General features: G+C 58.6%; 19 protein-coding genes. 7 read left to right on the plus strand and 12 right to left on the minus strand.

Annotated elements, in window-relative coordinates:
- The first annotated feature begins 93 nt into the window (after nucleotides 1-93).
- Complete coding sequence (locus tag CKW14_RS22715) at nucleotides 94-513, plus strand: GNAT family N-acetyltransferase (RefSeq protein ID WP_095048178.1); 420 nt, start codon at nucleotides 94-96, stop codon at nucleotides 511-513.
- A 129-nt stretch (nucleotides 514-642) separates the two neighbouring features.
- Here CKW14_RS22715 and def read toward each other — a convergent pair whose 3' ends face one another.
- The 3 genes from def to CKW14_RS22730 all read right to left on the minus strand — a co-directional run bounded on the left by def (nucleotide 643) and on the right by CKW14_RS22730 (nucleotide 2,491).
- Complete coding sequence (gene def / locus CKW14_RS22720; RefSeq protein WP_095126179.1) at nucleotides 643-1,182, minus strand: peptide deformylase; 540 nt, start codon at nucleotides 1,180-1,182, stop codon at nucleotides 643-645.
- Nucleotides 1,183-1,184: 2 nt separating this feature from the next.
- A complete protein-coding gene (locus tag CKW14_RS22725) occupies nucleotides 1,185-2,135 on the minus strand; it encodes a YihY/virulence factor BrkB family protein (protein WP_007917840.1) in 951 nt (316 codons plus the stop codon).
- A 164-nt stretch (nucleotides 2,136-2,299) separates the two neighbouring features.
- Nucleotides 2,300-2,491, minus strand: a complete 192-nt coding sequence (locus CKW14_RS22730) for a CsbD family protein (RefSeq protein WP_027612573.1) — start codon at nucleotides 2,489-2,491, stop codon at nucleotides 2,300-2,302.
- 197 nt (nucleotides 2,492-2,688) lie between these two features.
- On the opposite strand from CKW14_RS22730, the gene CKW14_RS22735 reads away from it, so the two are divergent.
- Nucleotides 2,689-3,066 (plus strand): hypothetical protein, encoded by a 378-nt coding sequence (locus tag CKW14_RS22735; protein ID WP_007917843.1) that lies wholly within the window; start codon nucleotides 2,689-2,691, stop codon nucleotides 3,064-3,066.
- A 250-nt stretch (nucleotides 3,067-3,316) separates the two neighbouring features.
- On the opposite strand, the gene fadD1 is transcribed toward CKW14_RS22735, so the two are convergent.
- Nucleotides 3,317-5,014, minus strand: a complete 1,698-nt coding sequence (fadD1, locus tag CKW14_RS22740) for a long-chain-fatty-acid--CoA ligase FadD1 (RefSeq protein ID WP_095048180.1) — start codon at nucleotides 5,012-5,014, stop codon at nucleotides 3,317-3,319.
- Nucleotides 5,015-5,361: 347 nt separating this feature from the next.
- Entirely contained in the window at nucleotides 5,362-7,050 is a 1,689-nt protein-coding gene (fadD2, locus tag CKW14_RS22745) for a long-chain-fatty-acid--CoA ligase FadD2 (protein WP_095126180.1), read from the minus strand.
- A 199-nt stretch (nucleotides 7,051-7,249) separates the two neighbouring features.
- Here fadD2 and CKW14_RS22750 point away from each other — a divergent pair, with 199 nt between their 5' ends.
- A complete protein-coding gene (locus CKW14_RS22750; protein ID WP_095048182.1) occupies nucleotides 7,250-8,194 on the plus strand; it encodes an alpha/beta hydrolase in 945 nt (314 codons plus the stop codon).
- A gap of 42 nt (nucleotides 8,195-8,236) precedes the next feature.
- Nucleotides 8,237-8,707, plus strand: a complete 471-nt coding sequence (locus CKW14_RS22755) for a MaoC family dehydratase (RefSeq protein WP_003227420.1) — start codon at nucleotides 8,237-8,239, stop codon at nucleotides 8,705-8,707.
- Nucleotides 8,708-8,964: 257 nt separating this feature from the next.
- Here CKW14_RS22755 and CKW14_RS22760 read toward each other — a convergent pair whose 3' ends face one another.
- Nucleotides 8,965-9,432: a PA2169 family four-helix-bundle protein gene (locus CKW14_RS22760; RefSeq protein ID WP_016983691.1), complete on the minus strand. Its 468-nt coding sequence runs from the start codon at nucleotides 9,430-9,432 to the stop codon at nucleotides 8,965-8,967.
- Between the two features lie 205 nt (nucleotides 9,433-9,637).
- On the opposite strand from CKW14_RS22760, the gene CKW14_RS22765 reads away from it, so the two are divergent.
- Together CKW14_RS22765 and CKW14_RS22770 are read left to right on the plus strand one after the other, a co-directional pair.
- Nucleotides 9,638-9,874, plus strand: a complete 237-nt coding sequence (locus tag CKW14_RS22765; RefSeq protein ID WP_003227425.1) for a DUF3820 family protein — start codon at nucleotides 9,638-9,640, stop codon at nucleotides 9,872-9,874.
- A gap of 31 nt (nucleotides 9,875-9,905) precedes the next feature.
- Nucleotides 9,906-11,087 carry an aminotransferase class V-fold PLP-dependent enzyme gene (locus tag CKW14_RS22770; RefSeq protein ID WP_095048183.1) on the plus strand — a complete coding sequence of 394 codons (1,182 nt, stop codon included), beginning with the start codon at nucleotides 9,906-9,908 and terminating at the stop codon, nucleotides 11,085-11,087.
- Here the strand turns inward: CKW14_RS22770 and CKW14_RS22775 are convergent.
- The 4 genes from CKW14_RS22775 to zwf all read right to left on the minus strand — a co-directional run bounded on the left by CKW14_RS22775 (nucleotide 11,084) and on the right by zwf (nucleotide 14,789).
- A complete protein-coding gene (locus CKW14_RS22775) occupies nucleotides 11,084-11,662 on the minus strand; it encodes a hypothetical protein (RefSeq protein ID WP_095048184.1) in 579 nt (192 codons plus the stop codon). The two genes, CKW14_RS22770 and CKW14_RS22775, sit on opposite strands and share 4 nt — an antisense overlap.
- Nucleotides 11,663-11,942: 280 nt before the next feature.
- The gene (locus tag CKW14_RS22780) at nucleotides 11,943-12,608 is read right to left on the minus strand and encodes a bifunctional 4-hydroxy-2-oxoglutarate aldolase/2-dehydro-3-deoxy-phosphogluconate aldolase (RefSeq protein ID WP_008082815.1); all 666 of its coding nucleotides are present in this window, start codon (nucleotides 12,606-12,608) and stop codon (nucleotides 11,943-11,945) included.
- Between the two features lie 17 nt (nucleotides 12,609-12,625).
- Nucleotides 12,626-13,336 carry a 6-phosphogluconolactonase gene (gene pgl, locus CKW14_RS22785; protein ID WP_095048185.1) on the minus strand — a complete coding sequence of 237 codons (711 nt, stop codon included), beginning with the start codon at nucleotides 13,334-13,336 and terminating at the stop codon, nucleotides 12,626-12,628.
- A complete protein-coding gene (gene zwf / locus CKW14_RS22790) occupies nucleotides 13,323-14,789 on the minus strand; it encodes a glucose-6-phosphate dehydrogenase (RefSeq protein WP_064119140.1) in 1,467 nt (488 codons plus the stop codon). Before zwf ends, pgl begins: the two co-directional genes overlap by 14 nt.
- Nucleotides 14,790-15,015: 226 nt before the next feature.
- Here zwf and CKW14_RS22795 point away from each other — a divergent pair, with 226 nt between their 5' ends.
- The gene (locus CKW14_RS22795) at nucleotides 15,016-15,876 is read left to right on the plus strand and encodes a MurR/RpiR family transcriptional regulator (RefSeq protein WP_171057240.1); all 861 of its coding nucleotides are present in this window, start codon (nucleotides 15,016-15,018) and stop codon (nucleotides 15,874-15,876) included.
- 80 nt (nucleotides 15,877-15,956) lie between these two features.
- On the opposite strand, the gene CKW14_RS22800 is transcribed toward CKW14_RS22795, so the two are convergent.
- Both CKW14_RS22800 and CKW14_RS22805 read right to left on the minus strand, forming a co-directional pair.
- The gene (locus CKW14_RS22800; protein WP_064391715.1) at nucleotides 15,957-16,811 is read right to left on the minus strand and encodes a D-hexose-6-phosphate mutarotase; all 855 of its coding nucleotides are present in this window, start codon (nucleotides 16,809-16,811) and stop codon (nucleotides 15,957-15,959) included.
- Between the two features lie 113 nt (nucleotides 16,812-16,924).
- Nucleotides 16,925-18,274 (minus strand): carbohydrate porin, encoded by a 1,350-nt coding sequence (locus tag CKW14_RS22805; RefSeq protein WP_095126181.1) that lies wholly within the window; start codon nucleotides 18,272-18,274, stop codon nucleotides 16,925-16,927.
- Nucleotides 18,275-18,280: the final 6 nt, after the last annotated feature.

The following is an 18,280-nucleotide window of genomic DNA, read 5'->3' on the forward strand; positions in this document are numbered from 1 at the left end:
TCCACTCACAGGGGATGTAGGCTCAGGTATACACCTATCCTGTTGCGCGCGTTCTTTTATAATCGCCGCTTTCAGCGCCGACAGTCCGATCCCATGCCCGACACCCAATACAGCCTGCTCGACGAGTCGTTATGGCCGTTGATGAACAAGTTTTACCGCAGCCACCAGTCCTCGATGAAAGCGGTTCGTGAGGCACAATTGTGGGTCGCGCGACGGGGCGAGATTGTTGCCGCGTTGTGCTTGCGGCCAGTGTCCGGCGGGCATTGGTTGACCGGGCTGTTCGTTGATCCGGGGTGTCGTGAACAGGGCATTGCCGCAAAGCTGATTGCAGCGGCGGTGCAGGATGTGAGCGAGCCGGTGTGGCTGTTCTGTCATCCGGATTTGCGCGAGTTTTATGAGCGACGCGGATTCACGTTCGACCCGGCGCTGCCGCAGGCGATGGCGGAGCGCTTGAGCCGGTATGCGCGGAGCAAGCCGATGATTGCGATGGAAAGGGTTCCCGCTCAATCCTGAAGGACATGCAAAAACCAATGTGGGAGCGAGCCAGCTCGCGAAAGCGGTGTGTCAGTCACAGAATCTGTCACTGATATTGCGCATTCGCGAGCAGGCTCGCTCCCACAGGGATATGTGCTGGGCACTGGATCAATCGTCAGCTGTGGGATCAAGATCCGGGAACATCACTTCGGTAAAACCGAACTTAGTGAAGTCGGTGATGCGCGACGGGTACAACCGGCCGATCAGGTGATCGCATTCGTGCTGCACAACCCGTGCGTGGAAACCTGAAGCAATGCGCACAATCGGCTCGCCCTTCGGATCAAACCCTTCGTAGCGGATCTGCTGATAACGATCTACCGCGCCACGCAAACCCGGCACCGACAGACACCCTTCAAAGCCCTCCTCCATCAACGGACTCAACGGCGTGATCAGCGGATTGATCAGGATCGTCTGTGGCACCGCTTCAGCGTCCGGGTAGCGTTCGCTGTGTTCGAAACCAAAGATCACCAATTGCAGATCGACACCGATCTGCGGCGCCGCCAAGCCGACGCCGCCGACGCTTTCCATGGTCTGGAACATGTCGTCGATCAGTTGCCACAGCTCGGGGCTGTCGAACATCTCGGCTGGCACGGGCGGGGCAATGCGCAGCAGGCGCTCGTCGCCCATTTTCAGAATTTCACGGATCATGATCAGACTTCGTCAGTGTCCGGCTTGAGCGAATGATCGCGGCCCAGGCCCGAGACGTGTTGTTTGGGATGTTCATCGAGTTCGCCGGGGACTTTCTCACCCGCATCCTTGCCCTCGCTGGACATGTGCTCAATCACCGCGTTCATCTCGGCGCCGAGCAACAGCACCGCAGCGGAAATGTAGAAATACAGCAACAGCACGATGATCGCCCCGATGCTGCCATACATCGCGTTGTAGTTGGCGAAGGTCTTCACGTAGAAAGCGAAACCCAACGAGGCGATGATCCACACCACCACGGCCAATACCGAACCGGGGGTGATGAAGCGGAATTCCTGTTTGACGTCGGGCATGACGTAGTAGATCAGTGCCACAGCGACCATCATCAGAATCACGATCACCGGCCAGCGCGCGATGGTCCACACGGTAACGATGAAGTCTTCCAGCCCCACCTGCGCGGCGATCCAGCCCATCACCTGCGGCCCGAGCACCATCAGCGCGGCGGCCACCAGGAGCATGCCGGCAATGCCGACGGTGTAGACAATCGACAGCGGGAAACGCTTCCAGATCGGCCGGCCCTCGACCACGTCGTACGCGGCGTTCATCGCGCTCATCATCAAACGCACGCCCGCGGAGGCGGTGTACAGGGCGATAACGATACCGACGGAAAGCAGGCCACCCTTGGACTGCTGCAACTGGTCGATCACCGGGTTGACCTGCTCCAGCGCCTGCGGTGGCAGGACCAGTTCCGATTGCAGGCGCAGCCAGGAGAAAAAGTCCGGCAGGTGCAGGAAACCGATCAGGGCGATCAGGAACAGAATGAACGGGAACAGCGAGAACAGCATCTGGTAGGCCAGTGCCGAGGCATAGGTCGACATCTCGTCGTCGACGAATTCAGTGACCGTGCGCACCATCACCCGATGCAGGGGCAGACCTTTCATGTCTGGAAATATCATTCGCGTCTCCTTTCGCCGCAATACAGGTTGAAGTCGTGGCGACTCAGGGGCCGTTTTTTACATCACGGTAGCCTGTTTGGCGAACCTCGTCGGGTTGCTGCAGGCTTTTGACACAAAAACGGCCATCCTTGGATGGCCGTTCATGTATTTCGTTCAAGGCTGAATTACGCCTTGTCGACACCTTTCTTGATGGCGTCCTTGGCTTTACCGACCGCTTGCTGGGCCTCGCCTTTTTTCTCTTGCAGTTTGCCTTCGGCTTGCAGCTTGGTGTTGTCGGTGGCTTTACCGACGCCTTGTTTGACGTTGCCGACTGCTTCGTTGGCCATGCCTTTTACTTTATCGCCTGTGCTACTCATGGTGTTTCTCCTTGGTGCAATTAGGGGGAAAAGTCAGTACGTAATGATTGACTGGCCGGGTTTGCGCCAAGTTTCATTTATTTTCAGCGGCTCATTTCGTCGCGGCGTGCAGGTTGGGCTTTATGTTTGCGTGCGTAGCCCCGAGAATGCGCAACATATGGGCGTCAAGCGCCAGGAACCGATCCCGCAGGAATGTTATGAAACTCGATAAAACGCAGGCCATCGCCCGTCGCAACAAGGAACTGGGCGGCGCCGTGCTCGGCACCAACAACTGCCACTTCGCCGAACTGAACCGTAACCGCAACATCTGGTGGTTCGATCTGCCGGTGTCGCGTCTGGCCATCGGTCAGTACGAGTGGATTCACCTGCTGATGCACACGCCAGCCACTGACGAACTGCTGCACCTGAAAGTGCCGACGGTGTTTCTGCGTGAAAAGCTGGAAGGGCTGGTGATTCGTAATGAAGGCAAGCGTAAAGCCGCGTTGAGCCTGGAATTGAGTGCGGACAAGGACTCGTATCTGCAGGACATGCGTCCGGCGGGGACCAATGTGAATTTTGCGCCGTTCCGTCAGTAGGATTTGGCAGCCCCCTTCCCCTCACCCTAGCCCTCTCCCAAGGGAGAGGGGACTGACCGAGGTGTCTGGACGAGGTACGCCGACCTGAGATTCCGAGTTGAACTCAGATTCTAAACAGCCCCCCGATCGGCTCCCTTCCCCCTCGCCCCCCTGGGGGAGAGGGTTGGGGTGAGGGGGTAGGATTTACCGGACACTGCAAACTCCCTCGCATACACCAACAAAAAGCCCCGCATCTGCGGGGCTTCGTGTTTTAGGCGGCGGACTTGGCCTTGATCTTCTTCAGCTCTTCATCACGCAACTCGCGGCGCAGGATCTTGCCGACGTTGGTGGTCGGCAACGCATCGCGGAACTCCACCGAACGTGGCACCTTGTAACCCGTGACGTTGGCGCGCATGTGCTCCATCACGGTTTCCTTGGTCAGCGTGACGCCCGGTTTGGCGACGATGAAAATCTTGATCGCCTCACCCGATTTCTCGTCCGGCACGCCGATGGCTGCGCACTGCAACACACCCGGCAGGGTCGCCAGCACGTCTTCCAGTTCGTTCGGGTAGACGTTGAAACCGGAGACCAGAATCATGTCTTTCTTGCGATCAACGATGCGCATGTAGCCGTCCGGCTGGATCAGCGCGATGTCACCGGTCTTCAGCCAGCCTTCGCTGTCGAGCATTTCATCGGTGGCTTCCTGACGCTGCCAGTAACCCTTCATCACTTGCGGGCCCTTGACGCACAGTTCGCCGATTTCACCCAGCGGCTGCTCGACACCGGCATCATCGATGACTTTGCACAGGGTCGATGGCACCGGAATACCGATGGTGCCGATCTGGATGTTCTGGATCGGGTTGACCGTGGCCACCGGGCTGGTTTCGGTCATGCCGTAACCTTCGCAGATGGCGCAACCGGTGACCGCTTTCCAGCGCTCGGCAGCGGCCAGTTGCAAGGCCATGCCGCCGGACAACGTAACTTTCAGCGCCGAGAAATCCAGCTTGCGGAAACCTTCGTTGTTGCACAGCGCGACAAACAGCGTGTTGAGGCCGACGAAACCGCTGAACTTCCACTTCGACAGTTCCTTGACCATCGCCGGCAGGTCGCGCGGATTGCTGATGAGGATGTTGTGGTTGCCGATAAGCATCATCGCCATGCAATGAAAGGTGAACGCATAGATGTGGTAAAGCGGCAGCGGCGTGATCAGGATCTCGCAACCTTCATTGAGGTTGGAACCCATCAGCGCCTTGCACTGCAGCATGTTGGCGACGAGGTTGCGATGGGTCAGCATCGCGCCCTTGGCCACGCCCGTGGTGCCGCCGGTGTATTGCAGCACCGCAACGTCGCCGCTGTCGGGATTGGCTTCGGCCACCGGTTGACCCTGGCCCTTGCTCAGCACGTCATTGAACTTGACGGCTTTTGGCAAGTGATAGGCCGGCACCATCTTCTTCACGTACTTGATGACGCTGTTGATCAGCAAACGCTTGATCGGTGGCAGCAGGTCGGCGACTTCGGTAACGATGACGTGTTTGACGCCGGTTTTCGGCACCACGGTTTCAGCCAAATGCGCCATGTTCGCCAGGCAAACAAGGGCTTTGGCGCCGGAGTCGTTGAATTGGTGTTCCATTTCCCGCGCGGTGTACAGCGGGTTGGTGTTGACCACGATCAGCCCGGCGCGAATCGCACCGAAGACGGCCACCGGGTACTGCAGAACGTTGGGCAGTTGCACGGCGATTCGATCGCCGGGCTGCAAATCGGTATGCTGTTGCAGATACGCGGCAAACGCACCGGACAATTCGTACAACTCACCGTAGGTGATTGTCTTGCCCAGGTTGCTGAAAGCCGGTTTGTTGGCGAAGCGTTGGCAGGATTGCTTCAACACTGCCTGAATGTTCGGATACTCGTCCGGATTGATGTCGGCAGCAATTCCAGCCGGGTATTTATCCTTCCAAAAGTCTTCGATCATGGAAGCCCACTCCTCAGCAACGCGAATTCTTCACCGCATTTGATGCGATTATTATTGGTGTGTGTTTGGTATTGGTGAATCTGGCTTTTACAGAGGCCGAGAAGTCACAAAGCGCGCCGAGAGTAGCAGCTTTGCCAAGGGTCGACTAGAGCCAAAAGCGGCCCCTACAGTCATTATCATGACTCAAGACTACCTAGCAGTCATTTTAGAGCAAAAATCCTAGAACACCTTTTAAGCCCCGTTTTTCCGGGGCTTAAAGCAAAAGATCGCAGCCTTCGACAGCTCCTACAGGAAATGCATTCCAAGGTAGGAGCTGCCGAAGGCTGCGATCTTTGTGTTTTTGACTTTTACGCGATATCGCGCAACTCGCGCCGCAGAATTTTCCCGACAGGCGTCATCGGCAATGACTCACGCAACACGATGTGTTTCGGCACCTTATACGCAGTGAAATTCTCTTTGCAGTAAGCCTTGAGTTCTTCGAGACTGACCCCGGTTTCCCGCGCCACCACAAACAGCTTCACCGCCTCCCCGGAACGCTCGTCCGGCACGCCGATCACCGCGCAATTGGCGACCTTCGGGTGCGCCATCACTACGTCTTCGATCTCGTTCGGATAAACGTTGAAACCGGAGACGATGATCATGTCCTTCTTGCGATCGACGATGCGCACGAAACCGTCCGGATCGATCACCGCAATGTCACCGGACTTGAACCAGCCCTCGGCATCCAGCACTTCGGCAGTGGCCTCAGGCTTGTGCCAATAACCTTTCATGATCTGCGGGCCCTTGATGCACAACTCGCCGCGCTCGCCCATCGGCTGTTCGACACCGTCATCGTTGATGACTTTGAGCAACGTGCCCGGCACCGGCAAGCCGACCGTGCCCAGCCGCGACTGGTCGCCGTACGGGTTGGTGCAGGCCACTGGCGAGGTTTCGGTCAGGCCGTAACCCTCGGTGATGCGGCAACCGGTCATCTGTTCCCAACGCTCGGCGGTGGCTTTGACCAGCGCGGTGCCGCCTGAGTTGGTGAGCTTCAGGCTGGAGAAATCGAGGGTCTTGAAATCCGGGTGATCCATCAGCGCCACGAACAAGGTGTTCAGGCCCAATAGCGCGGAGAAGCGCCAGTTCTTCAGCTCCTTGATGAAGCCGGCAATGTCGCGCGGGTTGGTGATCAGCACGTTGTGGTTGCCGGAAACCATCATGCACATGCAGTTCGCGGTGAAGGCATAGATGTGATACAGCGGCAGCGGTGCGATCATCACTTCCTGGCCTTCGCGCAGCAGCGGCTGCCCGTCCGGGCCGAGTTGCGCGAGACAGGCGCGCACTTGCTGCATGTTCGCCACCAGATTGCCGTGGGTGAGCATCGCGCCTTTCGCCAGCCCGGTGGTGCCACCGGTGTATTGCAGCACGGCGATGTCGTCGAGGCTGACCTTCAGCGGCTTGATGCCCAGACCTCGGCCCATGCGCAGTGCGCTTTTGAAGGAGATGGCCTGCGGCAGCGAATACGCCGGGACCATTTTCTTCACTTTGCTGACCACGGTGTTGACCAGCCAGCCCTTGGCGGTGGGCATCAGGTCGCCCATTTTGGCTTCGATCAAGTATTGGATGTCGGTGTCGGCCAGTACTTCCTGGACCTTCTGGCCGAACATGTTCAGGTACACCAGCGCCCGCGCGCCGGAATCCTTGAACTGGTGGCGCATCTCCCGTGCGGTATACAGCGGGTTGGTGTTGACCACGATCAGCCCGGCACGCAGTGCACCGAACACGGCAATCGGGTAATGCAGGATGTTGGGAATCTGCACGGCGATGCGATCGCCCGGAACCAGATCGGTATGCGCCTGCAGGTAACCGGCGAAGGCGGCGCTCTGCCGCTCAAGTTCAGCGTAAGTCAGGGTGATCCCCATATTGCTGAACGCCGGGCGATCAGCGAACTTCTTGCAGGAACGCTCGAACACCTCGATCACCGACTTGAACTCACCCATGTCGATGTCCAGCGGTACGCCGGCCGGGCGCTTGTCGTTCCAGAAATCAGGTTGCATTGTTCTTGTCCTCTTTACCTGAGCCGATCCGGGCCGCTTTCTGTCATTTCTGAAAAAGCGGAGCTTCACGGACACTAGCAGTTATGGCCATTGAGGCAAATATGGCCAAAGCCGTCATTGATCGTGTGAATCTTCCTGCCGTGGCGTGGGCTGATCAGACGCGCTATACAATGATCCGACTTTGAGCAAAGGAATCGCCATGATCCACGACACCCTATGGCTGGACGCGAGTGACCGCAGCCGCCTGTTCGTCAATCAATGGCTGCCGGCGGCGCCGTTGAAAGCGGTGATCCTGCTGGCCCATGGCATGGCCGAACACAGCGGCCGCTATGCGCGATTGGCGGACACGTTTTGCGACAAAGGATATGGCGTGTACGCGCCGGATTTACGCGGACATGGCAAAACCGCCAATCACGGTACCCTCGGCCACTTCGCCGATGACGACGGCTGGTGCAAAGTACTCGGCGATCTAGCCAGCCTCAATCAGCACATCGGCCAGCAGCACCCTGGTGTGCCGATCATCCTGCTGGGGCACAGTATGGGTAGCTACCTCGCCCAAGGTTATCTGCTGCATCACAGCGCCAGCCTGCACGGGGCGATTCTCAGTGGTTCCAACTTTCAACCCGTTGCGCTGTACCGCGCTGCGCGGCAAATCGCTCGCCTGGAAAAACTGCGTCAGGGTGGCAAGGGTCGCAGCGCGTTGATCGAGTGGCTGTCGTTCGGCTCGTTCAATAACAAGTTCAAACCGGCGCGCACACCGTTCGACTGGCTGAGCCGCGACCCGGCCGAGGTCGACCTGTACGCCAACGACCCACTGTGTGGCTTTCGCTGCACCAATCAACTGTGGATCGACCTGCTCGGCGGCTTGCAGCAGATCAGCAAAGCGTCCAATCTCGCCCAGATCGACCCGGGCCTGCCGCTGCTGGTAATCGGCGGCGAATGTGATCCGGTGAGTGAAGGCAAGCGTCTGACAGATCTGGCCAATGCGTTGCGCACGGCCGGCAGCCAGCACCTGCAACTGAAGATCTACCCGCAGGCGCGGCACGAATTGTTCAACGAAACCAACCGCGACGAAGTGATCGCTGATGTGCTGGCCTGGATCGATCAGGCCTTGAGCCATCCGCGACCTCATCGCAGCGAATAATTTTTTGTGGATTCACTGAATCCGTCACAGGAATCGAGACCGATGACCCAGGTTACCAACATCCCTTACGAAGCCCTCGAAGTCGGCCAGACCGCCAGCTACAGCAAGACCGTCGAAGAGCGCGACATCCAGCTGTTCGCCGCGATGTCGGGCGACCACAACCCGGTGCACCTGGACGCCGAGTTCGCTGCCGCCAGCATGTTCAAGGAGCGTATCGCCCACGGTATGTTCAGCGGTGCGCTGATCAGTGCCGCCGTTGCCTGCGAGCTGCCTGGGCCCGGCACTATTTATATCGGTCAGCAGATGAGCTTTCAGAAGCCGGTGAAGATCGGTGACACGCTGACCGTGCGCCTGGAAATTCTCGAGAAGCTGCCGAAGTTTCGCGTGCGCATTGCCACTCGTGTGTTCAACCAGCGTGATGAGCTGGTGGTGGATGGTGAGGCTGAGATTCTGGCGCCGCGTAAGCAGCAGACGGTGACGTTGCCGACTTTGCCGGCGATTAGCATTGGCTGATTGATTAGCGGGGTGTCAGGTAAAGCTTTTCCCCCTCACCCCAGCCCTCTCCCCAGGGGGGGCGAGGGGGAAAGGGAGCCGATCTTCGTGCTTTTCAAAACCTGAGTTCACCTCAGATCGCTCAAGTCGGTGTATCTCCAACAGCCACCTCGGTCAGTCCCCTCTCCCTCCGGGAGAGGGCTAGGGTGAGGGGCTTGTGCTTTTTCCAGACACAAAAAACGCCAGACTAGCTGGCGTTTTTTATAACCGGCAAACGCTTACGAACGAGCGCGAGCCTGGTTACGCAGGGCTTTCACCTGGTCGTGGTTGCGTTGTACGCCGTGGTATTGGCGTTCAACCAGGTCACGAATACCTACCAGATTATGCTTGCTGATTTTCTCGAGGGCTTCTTTGTAGGCCTTCAGCGCATGGTCTTCACCGCGCTCTGCTTCGTTCAGTACAGCCTCTTCGTCTTTGCCGGTGAACATGGCTTTGACGTCGACCCAGCGACGGTGCAGGTCACCGCTGACGCTGGTGGAAGTTTCCGGATCGCCGCCCAGCTTGCGAACTTCGGCTTGCAGTTCTGCTGCAGCGGTGGCGCAATCAGCGGAGCGAGTTACAAACAGGGTTTTCAGTTCTGGGTGCTTGATGTCTTCAGCGCAAGTCTTGAACCCTTCCTGACCGTCCTTGCTGGTTTCAATCAGGTCATTGAGTACAGAGATGGCTTCTTTATTCATGTCGGTCATTTTTCAATTCCTTGCGATTGGTTGAAGATGCAAGGGATATTGCAGTGTGCATGCCAGCTTTTTTATTTTTAAAAAATACCTATAAATCAGTTAGTTAAAGATAAGTGAACTATCTGTATCACGGTTATTTGCATGATCTGTCATTTGGCCTGCATGCAGAATGCCTGTATTTTCCAAGCTGATTTGAAGCCAGACGATCTCACCGATGAATCCTGAAAAACTCGAACTGCTGATCACCCGCGAAATGCCCTTCGGTAAATACAAAGGCCGGATCATTGCTGACCTGCCGGGGCCATACCTGAACTGGTTTGCCCGCGAAGGTTTCCCGCACGGCGAACTCGGTGGCTTGCTCGCACTGATGCAGGAGATCGACCATAACGGCCTCTCGGACCTGCTCGAACCGCTGCGCGCCAAACACGGCAAACCTGCTCCGCGCCATTGAAGCGCCCTCCTCTCTCTTGAGTCAGCCGACCATGCCCGATAACACCCGCCGCGCCCGTGACGAAGCCTTTTGGCGAACGTTCGCCGATCGTTACGACGTTCAACCCGGCCCCGTGAACCTGGAAAACGGTTATTTCGGGCGCATGTCGCGCACGGTGATCGAGGAATACCAGCGCAACATCGAGCTGATCAACACCAGCAACTCGGTGTACGTGCGCCAGCGTTTCGAGCAGCACGACAACCTCGATATTCGCGCGCAACTGGCCGAGTTGATTGGCGTGCGCGCGCAGAGTGTGGCGTTCACCCGCAATGCCACCGAAGGCCTGCAGTCGCTGATTCGCAACTACAACCGCTTGCAACCGGGCGATCAGGTGCTGATCAGCGATCTGGAATACGACACGGTCAAAGGCGCCATGCGCTGGCTCGCCAGGCAGCGCGGCGCTGAAGTGATCGAGATTGCTCACGCGCACCCGACGAGCTACGACAGCCTGGTGGAGACTTACCGCGAAGCCTTCGTCGGTCATCCGCAAGTCAAGCTGATGGCCCTGACTCACGTCACTCACCGCACCGGTCTGGTCATGCCGGTGCAAGCCATCGCCGCGCTGGCCAAAGAGCATGGCGTCGATGTCATCCTCGATGGCGCCCATGCACTCGGTCAGATCGAGTTCGATCTTGATGCCCTCGGCATCGCTTTCGCCGGATACAACCTGCACAAATGGATCGGCGCACCGCTCACCCTCGGCTTCCTCTATATCGCGCCACACCGCCTGGCCGACATTGATCCGGACATGGGCGAAATGCATTACCCGGGCAATGACATCCGTGCGCGCACTTCGTACAGCACGCCCAACATTCCGGCGCTGATGACCTTGCCGCTGGTGTTCGAGGAGCACCGTTCCCTCGGCGGCGCACCAGCCAAGGGCGCTCGCCTGAATTATCTGCGCAACCTTTGGGTCAGCGCGGTGCGGCACTTGCCGGGCATCGAAGTGATGACGCCAGACGACCCTCGGCTGTATTGCGGCATCACATCCATGCGCTTCACTCGACACGACGATCAACAGGCGATGGCCGAACGTCTGCTCAACGACTACAACCTGTTCACCGTGGTGCGCCATGGCGCAGCCAGCGGGCCGAGCATCCGCATTACACCGGGGCTGACCACCACCGCTGCCGACATGCAGTTACTGGTGCGGGCGCTGAACGAGCTGCGCTAAAACACCGCGCCCGTGGACTTTTCGTAGCCCGCAAGGCCGATCTGCGACGACACCGCAAATGTGTCGACGCCGATCGTCTGGCAACCGAAGTAGCCATCCTCCACGCCTGCCCCGGCAATCGGTCGCAACTCCAGCCGCGAGGCGTCATTTCCGATGGTCTCACAGCGGCAGGCACAGGGCAGATGCAGCCGTCCGTTCCAGGCTTCGTGAAGTGCTTGCGAATGTTGATCGTCGCTGGCGATGCACACGGTCATGGCGATGCACGAAGCACCACCAGAGGGTCGATCCGGGTAAATACTGGTAAACCGTACGATGCCTTGACTGTCGGTCGACTGGGTTCCACACAGCGTATCGGCACCAATGTGCTGTTCGATCCAGACCCGGGCGCCAACCACCGGCTCACCGGTCATGAGATCGACCAGGGTCAGACGCAAAACCAGTGGCAGGCCTTCGACACCGCTACTGATGTTGCGCTCCTTGCCTTCGGTTTTGCGCCAATCGAAGCTGCCAGGGATTTGAATGGTCCGTTGCCGCAGAGGTGGGTGTGGCAAGGCTACTGATTGATGGTCATCCATGAGGCGTTCTCTCTTCCGTAAGATGAACGCAGATTAGCGCCACGCAAACGCGGCTGTGCGGTAACTATGTATCGCGTCGTAACGGTGTCGATGTAGGAGCTGCCGAAGGCTGCGATCTTTTGATGTTGGCGCTCAAGAGCAAGGTCAAAAGATCGCAGCCTCGTTTCACTCGACAGCTCCTACATGACTTCTACACAGCAATTTTCAGGCAAAAAAAAACGGTGCACCGACCAAGCGCACCGTAAAGCCGTAGAACACACAACGAAGTGTCTGGTAACAATCAGTCCAGCAGCGCCAGTGCCTCAGCGGTGCATTCCTGAATACGGGCCCAGTCGCCGTTCTTGATCCACTCCGGATCAAGCATCCAGCTACCGCCCACGCACATGACGTTTTTCAGCGCCATGTAGCTCTTGATGTTGGCCGGGCCGACGCCGCCAGTCGGGCAGAATTTCACTTCGCCGAACGGACCGCCGAGGGCCTTGATTGCTGCTACACCACCGCTGACTTCAGCCGGGAACAGCTTGAAGCGGCGATAACCCAGACCGTAGCCTTCCATGATGCCGGAGGCGTTGCTGATGCCCGGCAACAGCGGAATCGGGCTGTCGACGCTGGCTTCCAGCAGGTCGCGGGTGATGCCTGGGGTGACAATGAACTGCGAGCCAGCGGCTTCGGCAGCCGCGAGCATGTTGCGATCGAGCACGGTGCCAGCACCGGTCATCAATTCCGGACGCTGGTCGCGCAGGATCTGGATGGCCTTGAGGCCAAACTGCGAACGCAGGGTCACTTCCAGCGCGGTGAGGCCACCGGCAGCCAGAGCGTCAGCCAGTGGCAGCACGTCCTGTTCGCGAGCGATGGTAATCACCGGCAGGATCCGCGCCTTGGCGCAGAGGCTGTCGATCAGGGCAACTTTGTCCGCCATGGAAACGGTCGGGGATGGGGTTGTCATAGCGGCTGTTCCTTGGCTCATGGGCACCAGTAAATCTCTAACGTAGGTTGCAGAAACGCGCGCACCGGCATGGCGGCGACGTCGGATGCCAGCGCGGCATTCAGGGTGGTCAGTTTCGACTGACCGGAAATCGACAGAATCTTGTGTTTGGCCGAGGCCAGCAGCGCACGACTCATGGTCAGGCGTTGACGCGGCACGCTTGGCGCCAGCATCGGCCAGCAACGGCGCGTGCCATCAGCCTGCAGCGCTTCGGCGAGGTTCGGGCTGTCGGGGAACAGCGACGCGGTGTGACCGTCATCGCCCATGCCCAATACCAGCACGTCAATCGGCGGCAATTCGGCAAGCAAGCGATCAGCCTGTTCAGCAGCCTGCTCGACGTTGGCCGCCGCGCTATACAGGCTGAGGAACTGCGCCTTGGCTGCCGGGCCTTTGAGCAGGTATTGCTTGAGCAAACCGGCATTACTGTCGGCATGTTCAACCGGTACCCAGCGCTCGTCGGCGAGGGTCACGACGACCTTCGACCAGTCCAGTTCCTGCTTGGCCAGGTGCTGGAAAAACGCCACCGGGCTACGACCGCCGGACACCACCAGCACCGCGTTGCCGCGTGCAGCAATGGCGTCGCTCAATTGCTTGGCGACGTTCAGCGCCAGACCTTCGGCCAACAACACCGGGCTCTTGAATTCGTGAGCGTTCACGCCCGCAGGCAGTTGCACATCAGATATCGCCATACCACGACCTCCCGTCCCGCGTGATCAATGCAATGGAGCTCATCGGCCCCCACGACCCGGCCGCATACGGCTTGGGCGCGTCACCGGATTTTTTCCACCCGGCAATCAGCTGGTCACACCATTTCCACGCGGCTTCGATTTCATCTTTACGGACAAACAGGTTCTGATTGCCGTTCATCACTTCCAGCAACAACCGCTCGTAGGCATCGGGGATCCGCGCGCTACGCCAGGTGTCGGAAAAATTCAGTTGCAGCGGGCCGCTGCGCAGTTGCATGCCTTTGTCCAGGCCCTGCTCTTTGGTCATCACGCGCAAGGAAATGCCTTCGTCCGGTTGCAGGCGGATGATCAGTTTGTTGCTGATCTGCAGGCGTTGTTCCGGCGCAAAAATGTAGTGCGACGGTTCCTTGAAGTGGATGACGATCTGCGACAGTTTTTGCGGCATGCGCTTGCCGGTCCGCAGGTAGAACGGCACGCCGGCCCAGCGCCAGTTGCGGATATCGGCACGCAAAGCGACGAAGGTTTCGGTGTCGCTCTGGGTGTTGGAATTCGGTTCTTCGAGGTAACCCGGTACGGATTTGCCTTCGCTGTGGCCAGCGATGTACTGGCCGCGCACCACCTGTGTGGTGAGGCCTTCCGGACTGATCGGCGCGAGCGCCTTGAGCACTTTTACCTTTTCGTCGCGGATGCTGTCGGCGGACAGGTCGGCCGGCGGGTCCATGGCAATCAGGCAAAGCAGCTGTAACAGGTGATTCTGGATCATGTCGCGCAGTTGGCCGGCCTTGTCGAAGTAGCCCCAACGGCCTTCGATACCAACCTTCTCGGCCACGGTGATTTCCACGTGGGAGATGTAATTCTGGTTCCACTGGGTTTCGAACAGGCTGTTGGCGAAACGCAGGGCGATCAGGTTCTGAACGGTTTCTTTGCCCAGGTAGTGGTCGATGCGGTAGGTACGGTTCTCCGGGAAGAACTGCGCCACGGCGTCGTTAACCTTGCGCGAGGATTCGAGGTCGGAGCCGATCGGCTTTTCCAGTACCACGCGGGTATTTTCTGCCAGACCGACTTTCGCCAGGTTTTCGCAGATCGCGCCGTACACCGCCGCAGGGGTGGCGAAGTAGGCAATCATGCGTTGCGTGCTGCCAGCCAGTTCGGCCAGCGCCACGTAATCTTCGGATTTGAGGAAGTCGACGTGCAGGTAGGTCAGGCGTGCGAGAAAACGCTCGGCGACGGCCTCGTCCAGCTCTTTGCCCACATAACGACGCAGTTCGGCGGCGATGAACGCCATGTGCTGTTGCTCGGAACCTTCTTCACGGGCCAACGCGATGATGCGCGTGTCCTCGTGCAGCAGGTCGGCGCCATCGAGATGATAAAGGGCAGGAAACAGCTTGCGCAGGGCCAGATCGCCAAGCGCGCCGAACAAGGCAAAGGTGCACGGTTCAACCGTAATCGAAGGCATGATGTTTGTTCTTTTATCAAGTTAAGCTACAAATACCTTTTTTCAAGGCATCACTCAAGGGAAAATGTAGTAATAACCACAACATTTTCGCAAAATACAGATTCCGAGTGGTGGTCGGTCGGAGCCATCAGTAGGATAGGCCACCGTTACGGGCCATATCAAAGGCCCAATTTGCATAGCCCGGCGCACCTTTGCGCAGGTGAATTAGGAATTCCATATGGACCGCGTGCGAAATTTACTGGAACAGATCCAGAGTCGCCTTGAAGACCTGAACAAGGCCGAACGCAAAGTCGCCGAGGTGATCCTGCTCAACCCGCAGCAGGCCACCCGCTTCAGCATCGCCGCCCTCGCCCAGGCAGCCTCGGTGAGCGAACCGACGGTCAACCGTTTCTGCCGTTCGTTCGGTGTCAGCGGCTATCCCGAACTCAAGCTGCAACTGGCGCAGAGTCTGGCCAGCGGCGCGGCGTATGTCAGCCGCGCGGTCGAGGCCGACGACAATCCCGAGGCCTACACGCAGAAGATTTTCGGCAGCGCCATCGCGTCCCTGGACAGTGCCTGTCAGGCGCTGGACCCGAACCTGATCAGCCGCGCTGTCGACCTGTTGATTCAGGCGCGACAGATCCACTTCTTCGGCCTCGGCGCTTCGGCACCGGTGGCACTGGATGCGCAGCACAAGTTCTTCCGCTTCAACCTGGCGGTGACCGCGCATGCTGATGTGTTGATGCAGCGGATGATTGCGTCGGTGGCGCACACCGGTGAGTTGTTCGTGATCATTTCCTACACCGGCCGCACCCGCGAGTTGGTCGAGGTGGCACGTATTGCTCGCGAGAACGGGGCTTCGGTGTTGGGTTTGACGGCGGAGAATTCGCCGCTGGCCAAGGCCAGTACCTTGAGCCTGAATATTCCGTTGCCGGAAGACACCGACATTTATATGCCAATGACTTCGCGGATCATTCAGTTGACGGTGCTGGATGTGTTGGCGACCGGGATGACGTTGCGTCGCGGGGTGGATTTCCAGCCGCATTTGCGCAAGATCAAAGAGAGTTTGAATGCCAGCCGGTATCCGGTGGGTGACGAGTTTAATTAGGACGCTTCGCGTAAAAGATCGCAGCCTTCGGCAGCTCCTACAGGGGTTGATCGTTCCCACGCAGAGCGTGGGAACGATCATCAAGCCGCCGCCCACGCCTGCAAACTCAAATGCGCCTTCTCCCCCGGCGCCAGGTGCAAGCTGTCCGTCCCACCCGCCGCCGCTTCCACACAGACAAACTCCGAAATCTCATCCCAGCTCACGCCCAACAACGGCCGCGCGCCCGGATGCCAGACCACCGTGTCCGCACTGTCACCGGTATCAATGCACAACTCACGCTGCCAGGCGTGATCTTTCAGCTGCAATTCGCCGTCATGCTGGAACACCCGCTGACAGCCGCCATCCACCCGCAACTCGCCTTCCTGCTGGCAAACCTGGCGATTCAACTGGTCATAGCCCTGCGCACCTTCAAGCCCAGACAGCGCTATCTCGCCGACATCGCCAATACGCCAGTAAGCGTGCAAAGCCTGGCTCAACTGGCACGGCATATCGTCCTGATGCTCGGTGCTCAGGCGCAGTTCCATGCGTTCGCCCAGATGTGCATGCAGGTCAACCTGCCAGTCGCATAGCTGCAATTGCCAGTGCAGGCGCACGCCATCTTCGGCGCTGCTGCTGTCGAGCAACTTCCAGTCGAGCAGTCGCGCCCAACCATGCGATGGCCAGGCGTTTTCGCTCGGATGACGGCCATACCACGGCCAGCACACCGGCACACCACCGCGAATAGCGCCGACATGCGGCCACTTCGCCGCACACCACAACCACGGCTTTTGCCCGCGCGGCTGAAAGTGCAGCAACTGCGCGCCCTGACGACTGAACACCGCCTGACACAGCGGGTGATCGATCACCAACACGTCGCGCATCTGATAGCGCTCCCAGGCGAACACCGGTTGTTCACGCAGGGATTTGAAGAAGCGTTGTAGCGGATGCTCATGCATTTGCCACGATCCTGAACTCGTCTTTCACAGGGGTGCGCCGCCCCCAAAAAAAAGCGGACAGCCTTGGCTGTCCGCAAATATGCGCACATAGAGAGGAGCTTATCGCAGACGCGTTAGAACGTAGACTGAATTTTCAGGCCAGCGACCAATGCGTTGTCCACTTCATCCACACCACCCGGGTGAGTGATGTACTGCAGGTTAGGACGTACGGTCAGCCAGTTGGTGACGTGGAAGCCGTAGTTGATCTCGTAGTTGTATTCGGTTTCACGAATTGGCGAGAACACCGGATTGTCGTAGTCCGACACACCGTTGGAAGCGTTCAGCAGTTCGGCGTTTTTCTTCACGTCATCGTTGACGTGGATACGCGCCGCGCCGATACCGACGTCATCCTTCGGACGCGCGTCGAACGGGCCTTTGTAGACAAACATCACCGACTGATAGTTGTCGATGAAGTTGGTGTCCTTGTCGTGGAACGTGGCGTTGGCCGCGATGTTCAGACCGCGGGTCGCATCACCGTTGTGGCTGGTGAGTTGCTGTTGCGCGACGAACCAGTAGCCGCTTTTGCTGCTGTGGGTCTTGTAGGCATCGCCAGTAGTAGCAGCGTCGAAACCGTTGACGTCTTCGCGAACGTCGTCGGCATCGGCCGTGCTCTTGTAGTAACCGACGCGGTATTCGCCCGGCAGGCTGTTGACCTTCGGCGACCAGACCAGCTCGACCGGAAGAACGGTACCTTTGGTGCCGCTGCCACTGAGCTTGAAGCCGTTGCCGTGTTCCAGCTGCGACGGGTTTTGGTTGTACGCACCTATCTGCGCGTAAAGCTCGTCGTTGATGTTGTACTTCACACGGATCGCGGCCTGGCTGACCGGCCAGTTGTACCAGATGTTGGTCGCCCAGTTACCCACTTGCGAGCCGCAGAACGCCAGGTTCTGGAAGTCGCACGGGAAGGTGTTGAAGTCTTCGCCTTCACCGAAGTAACCGGCCTTGACGTCGAGTTTGTTGTCGAAGAACTGGTGCTGAATCCACAACTGGGTCAGACGCACCATGTGGCCACGGCCGTAAACTTCTTGCGACGAACTCAAGGTGCCGGCACGCGGATCGCCAACGCGGTCGTTGGAGATGTTGTAACCGTTACGGTTGGTCAGCTGGATCTTCGCCTGAGTGTTATCCCAGCCCCACAGCTTTTGCAGATCGAGTGCCACGCCCAGACCGAACTGGTCAGCGTAACGCGCGGTCTTGTCGTCGTTGTAGCCACCGTTCAGGTTGCCACCGACTTCCCCAACGTAGTCAGCCTTGATATCGATACCCTGCTCGATCAGCTTGGTACGCTCGCCACCCCAGTCGCCGGTCATCCATTTCGAATCGGAACTGAAGGCATCCGCCGCCATGGCGTTACCGGCCAGCACCAAGGCCGCCGCAGCCGACACTTGGCAGATCAACCGGGCATTGACGTGTTTCTTTTTCATCCCTAC

It is taken from the genome of Pseudomonas sp. Irchel s3a12, from assembly GCF_900187485.1.
Taxonomy (GTDB): domain Bacteria; phylum Pseudomonadota; class Gammaproteobacteria; order Pseudomonadales; family Pseudomonadaceae; genus Aquipseudomonas; species Aquipseudomonas neuropathica.

Excerpts from the sequence above, each read along its gene's own strand:
- CKW14_RS22715 (WP_095048178.1), top strand. The coding sequence starts at position 94 with ATGCCCGACACCCAATACAGCCTGCTCGACGAGTCGTTATGGCCGTTG.
- def (WP_095126179.1), bottom strand. The coding sequence starts at position 1,182 with ATGATCCGTGAAATTCTGAAAATGGGCGACGAGCGCCTGCTGCGCATT.
- CKW14_RS22725 (WP_007917840.1), bottom strand. The coding sequence starts at position 2,135 with ATGATATTTCCAGACATGAAAGGTCTGCCCCTGCATCGGGTGATGGTG.
- CKW14_RS22730 (WP_027612573.1), bottom strand. The coding sequence starts at position 2,491 with ATGAGTAGCACAGGCGATAAAGTAAAAGGCATGGCCAACGAAGCAGTC.
- CKW14_RS22735 (WP_007917843.1), top strand. The coding sequence starts at position 2,689 with ATGAAACTCGATAAAACGCAGGCCATCGCCCGTCGCAACAAGGAACTG.
- fadD1 (WP_095048180.1), bottom strand. The coding sequence starts at position 5,014 with ATGATCGAAGACTTTTGGAAGGATAAATACCCGGCTGGAATTGCTGCC.
- fadD2 (WP_095126180.1), bottom strand. The coding sequence starts at position 7,050 with ATGCAACCTGATTTCTGGAACGACAAGCGCCCGGCCGGCGTACCGCTG.
- CKW14_RS22750 (WP_095048182.1), top strand. The coding sequence starts at position 7,250 with ATGATCCACGACACCCTATGGCTGGACGCGAGTGACCGCAGCCGCCTG.
- CKW14_RS22755 (WP_003227420.1), top strand. The coding sequence starts at position 8,237 with ATGACCCAGGTTACCAACATCCCTTACGAAGCCCTCGAAGTCGGCCAG.
- CKW14_RS22760 (WP_016983691.1), bottom strand. The coding sequence starts at position 9,432 with ATGACCGACATGAATAAAGAAGCCATCTCTGTACTCAATGACCTGATT.
- CKW14_RS22765 (WP_003227425.1), top strand. The coding sequence starts at position 9,638 with ATGAATCCTGAAAAACTCGAACTGCTGATCACCCGCGAAATGCCCTTC.
- CKW14_RS22770 (WP_095048183.1), top strand. The coding sequence starts at position 9,906 with ATGCCCGATAACACCCGCCGCGCCCGTGACGAAGCCTTTTGGCGAACG.
- CKW14_RS22775 (WP_095048184.1), bottom strand. The coding sequence starts at position 11,662 with ATGGATGACCATCAATCAGTAGCCTTGCCACACCCACCTCTGCGGCAA.
- CKW14_RS22780 (WP_008082815.1), bottom strand. The coding sequence starts at position 12,608 with ATGACAACCCCATCCCCGACCGTTTCCATGGCGGACAAAGTTGCCCTG.
- pgl (WP_095048185.1), bottom strand. The coding sequence starts at position 13,336 with ATGGCGATATCTGATGTGCAACTGCCTGCGGGCGTGAACGCTCACGAA.
- zwf (WP_064119140.1), bottom strand. The coding sequence starts at position 14,789 with ATGCCTTCGATTACGGTTGAACCGTGCACCTTTGCCTTGTTCGGCGCG.
- CKW14_RS22800 (WP_064391715.1), bottom strand. The coding sequence starts at position 16,811 with ATGCATGAGCATCCGCTACAACGCTTCTTCAAATCCCTGCGTGAACAA.
- CKW14_RS22805 (WP_095126181.1), bottom strand. The coding sequence starts at position 18,274 with ATGAAAAAGAAACACGTCAATGCCCGGTTGATCTGCCAAGTGTCGGCT.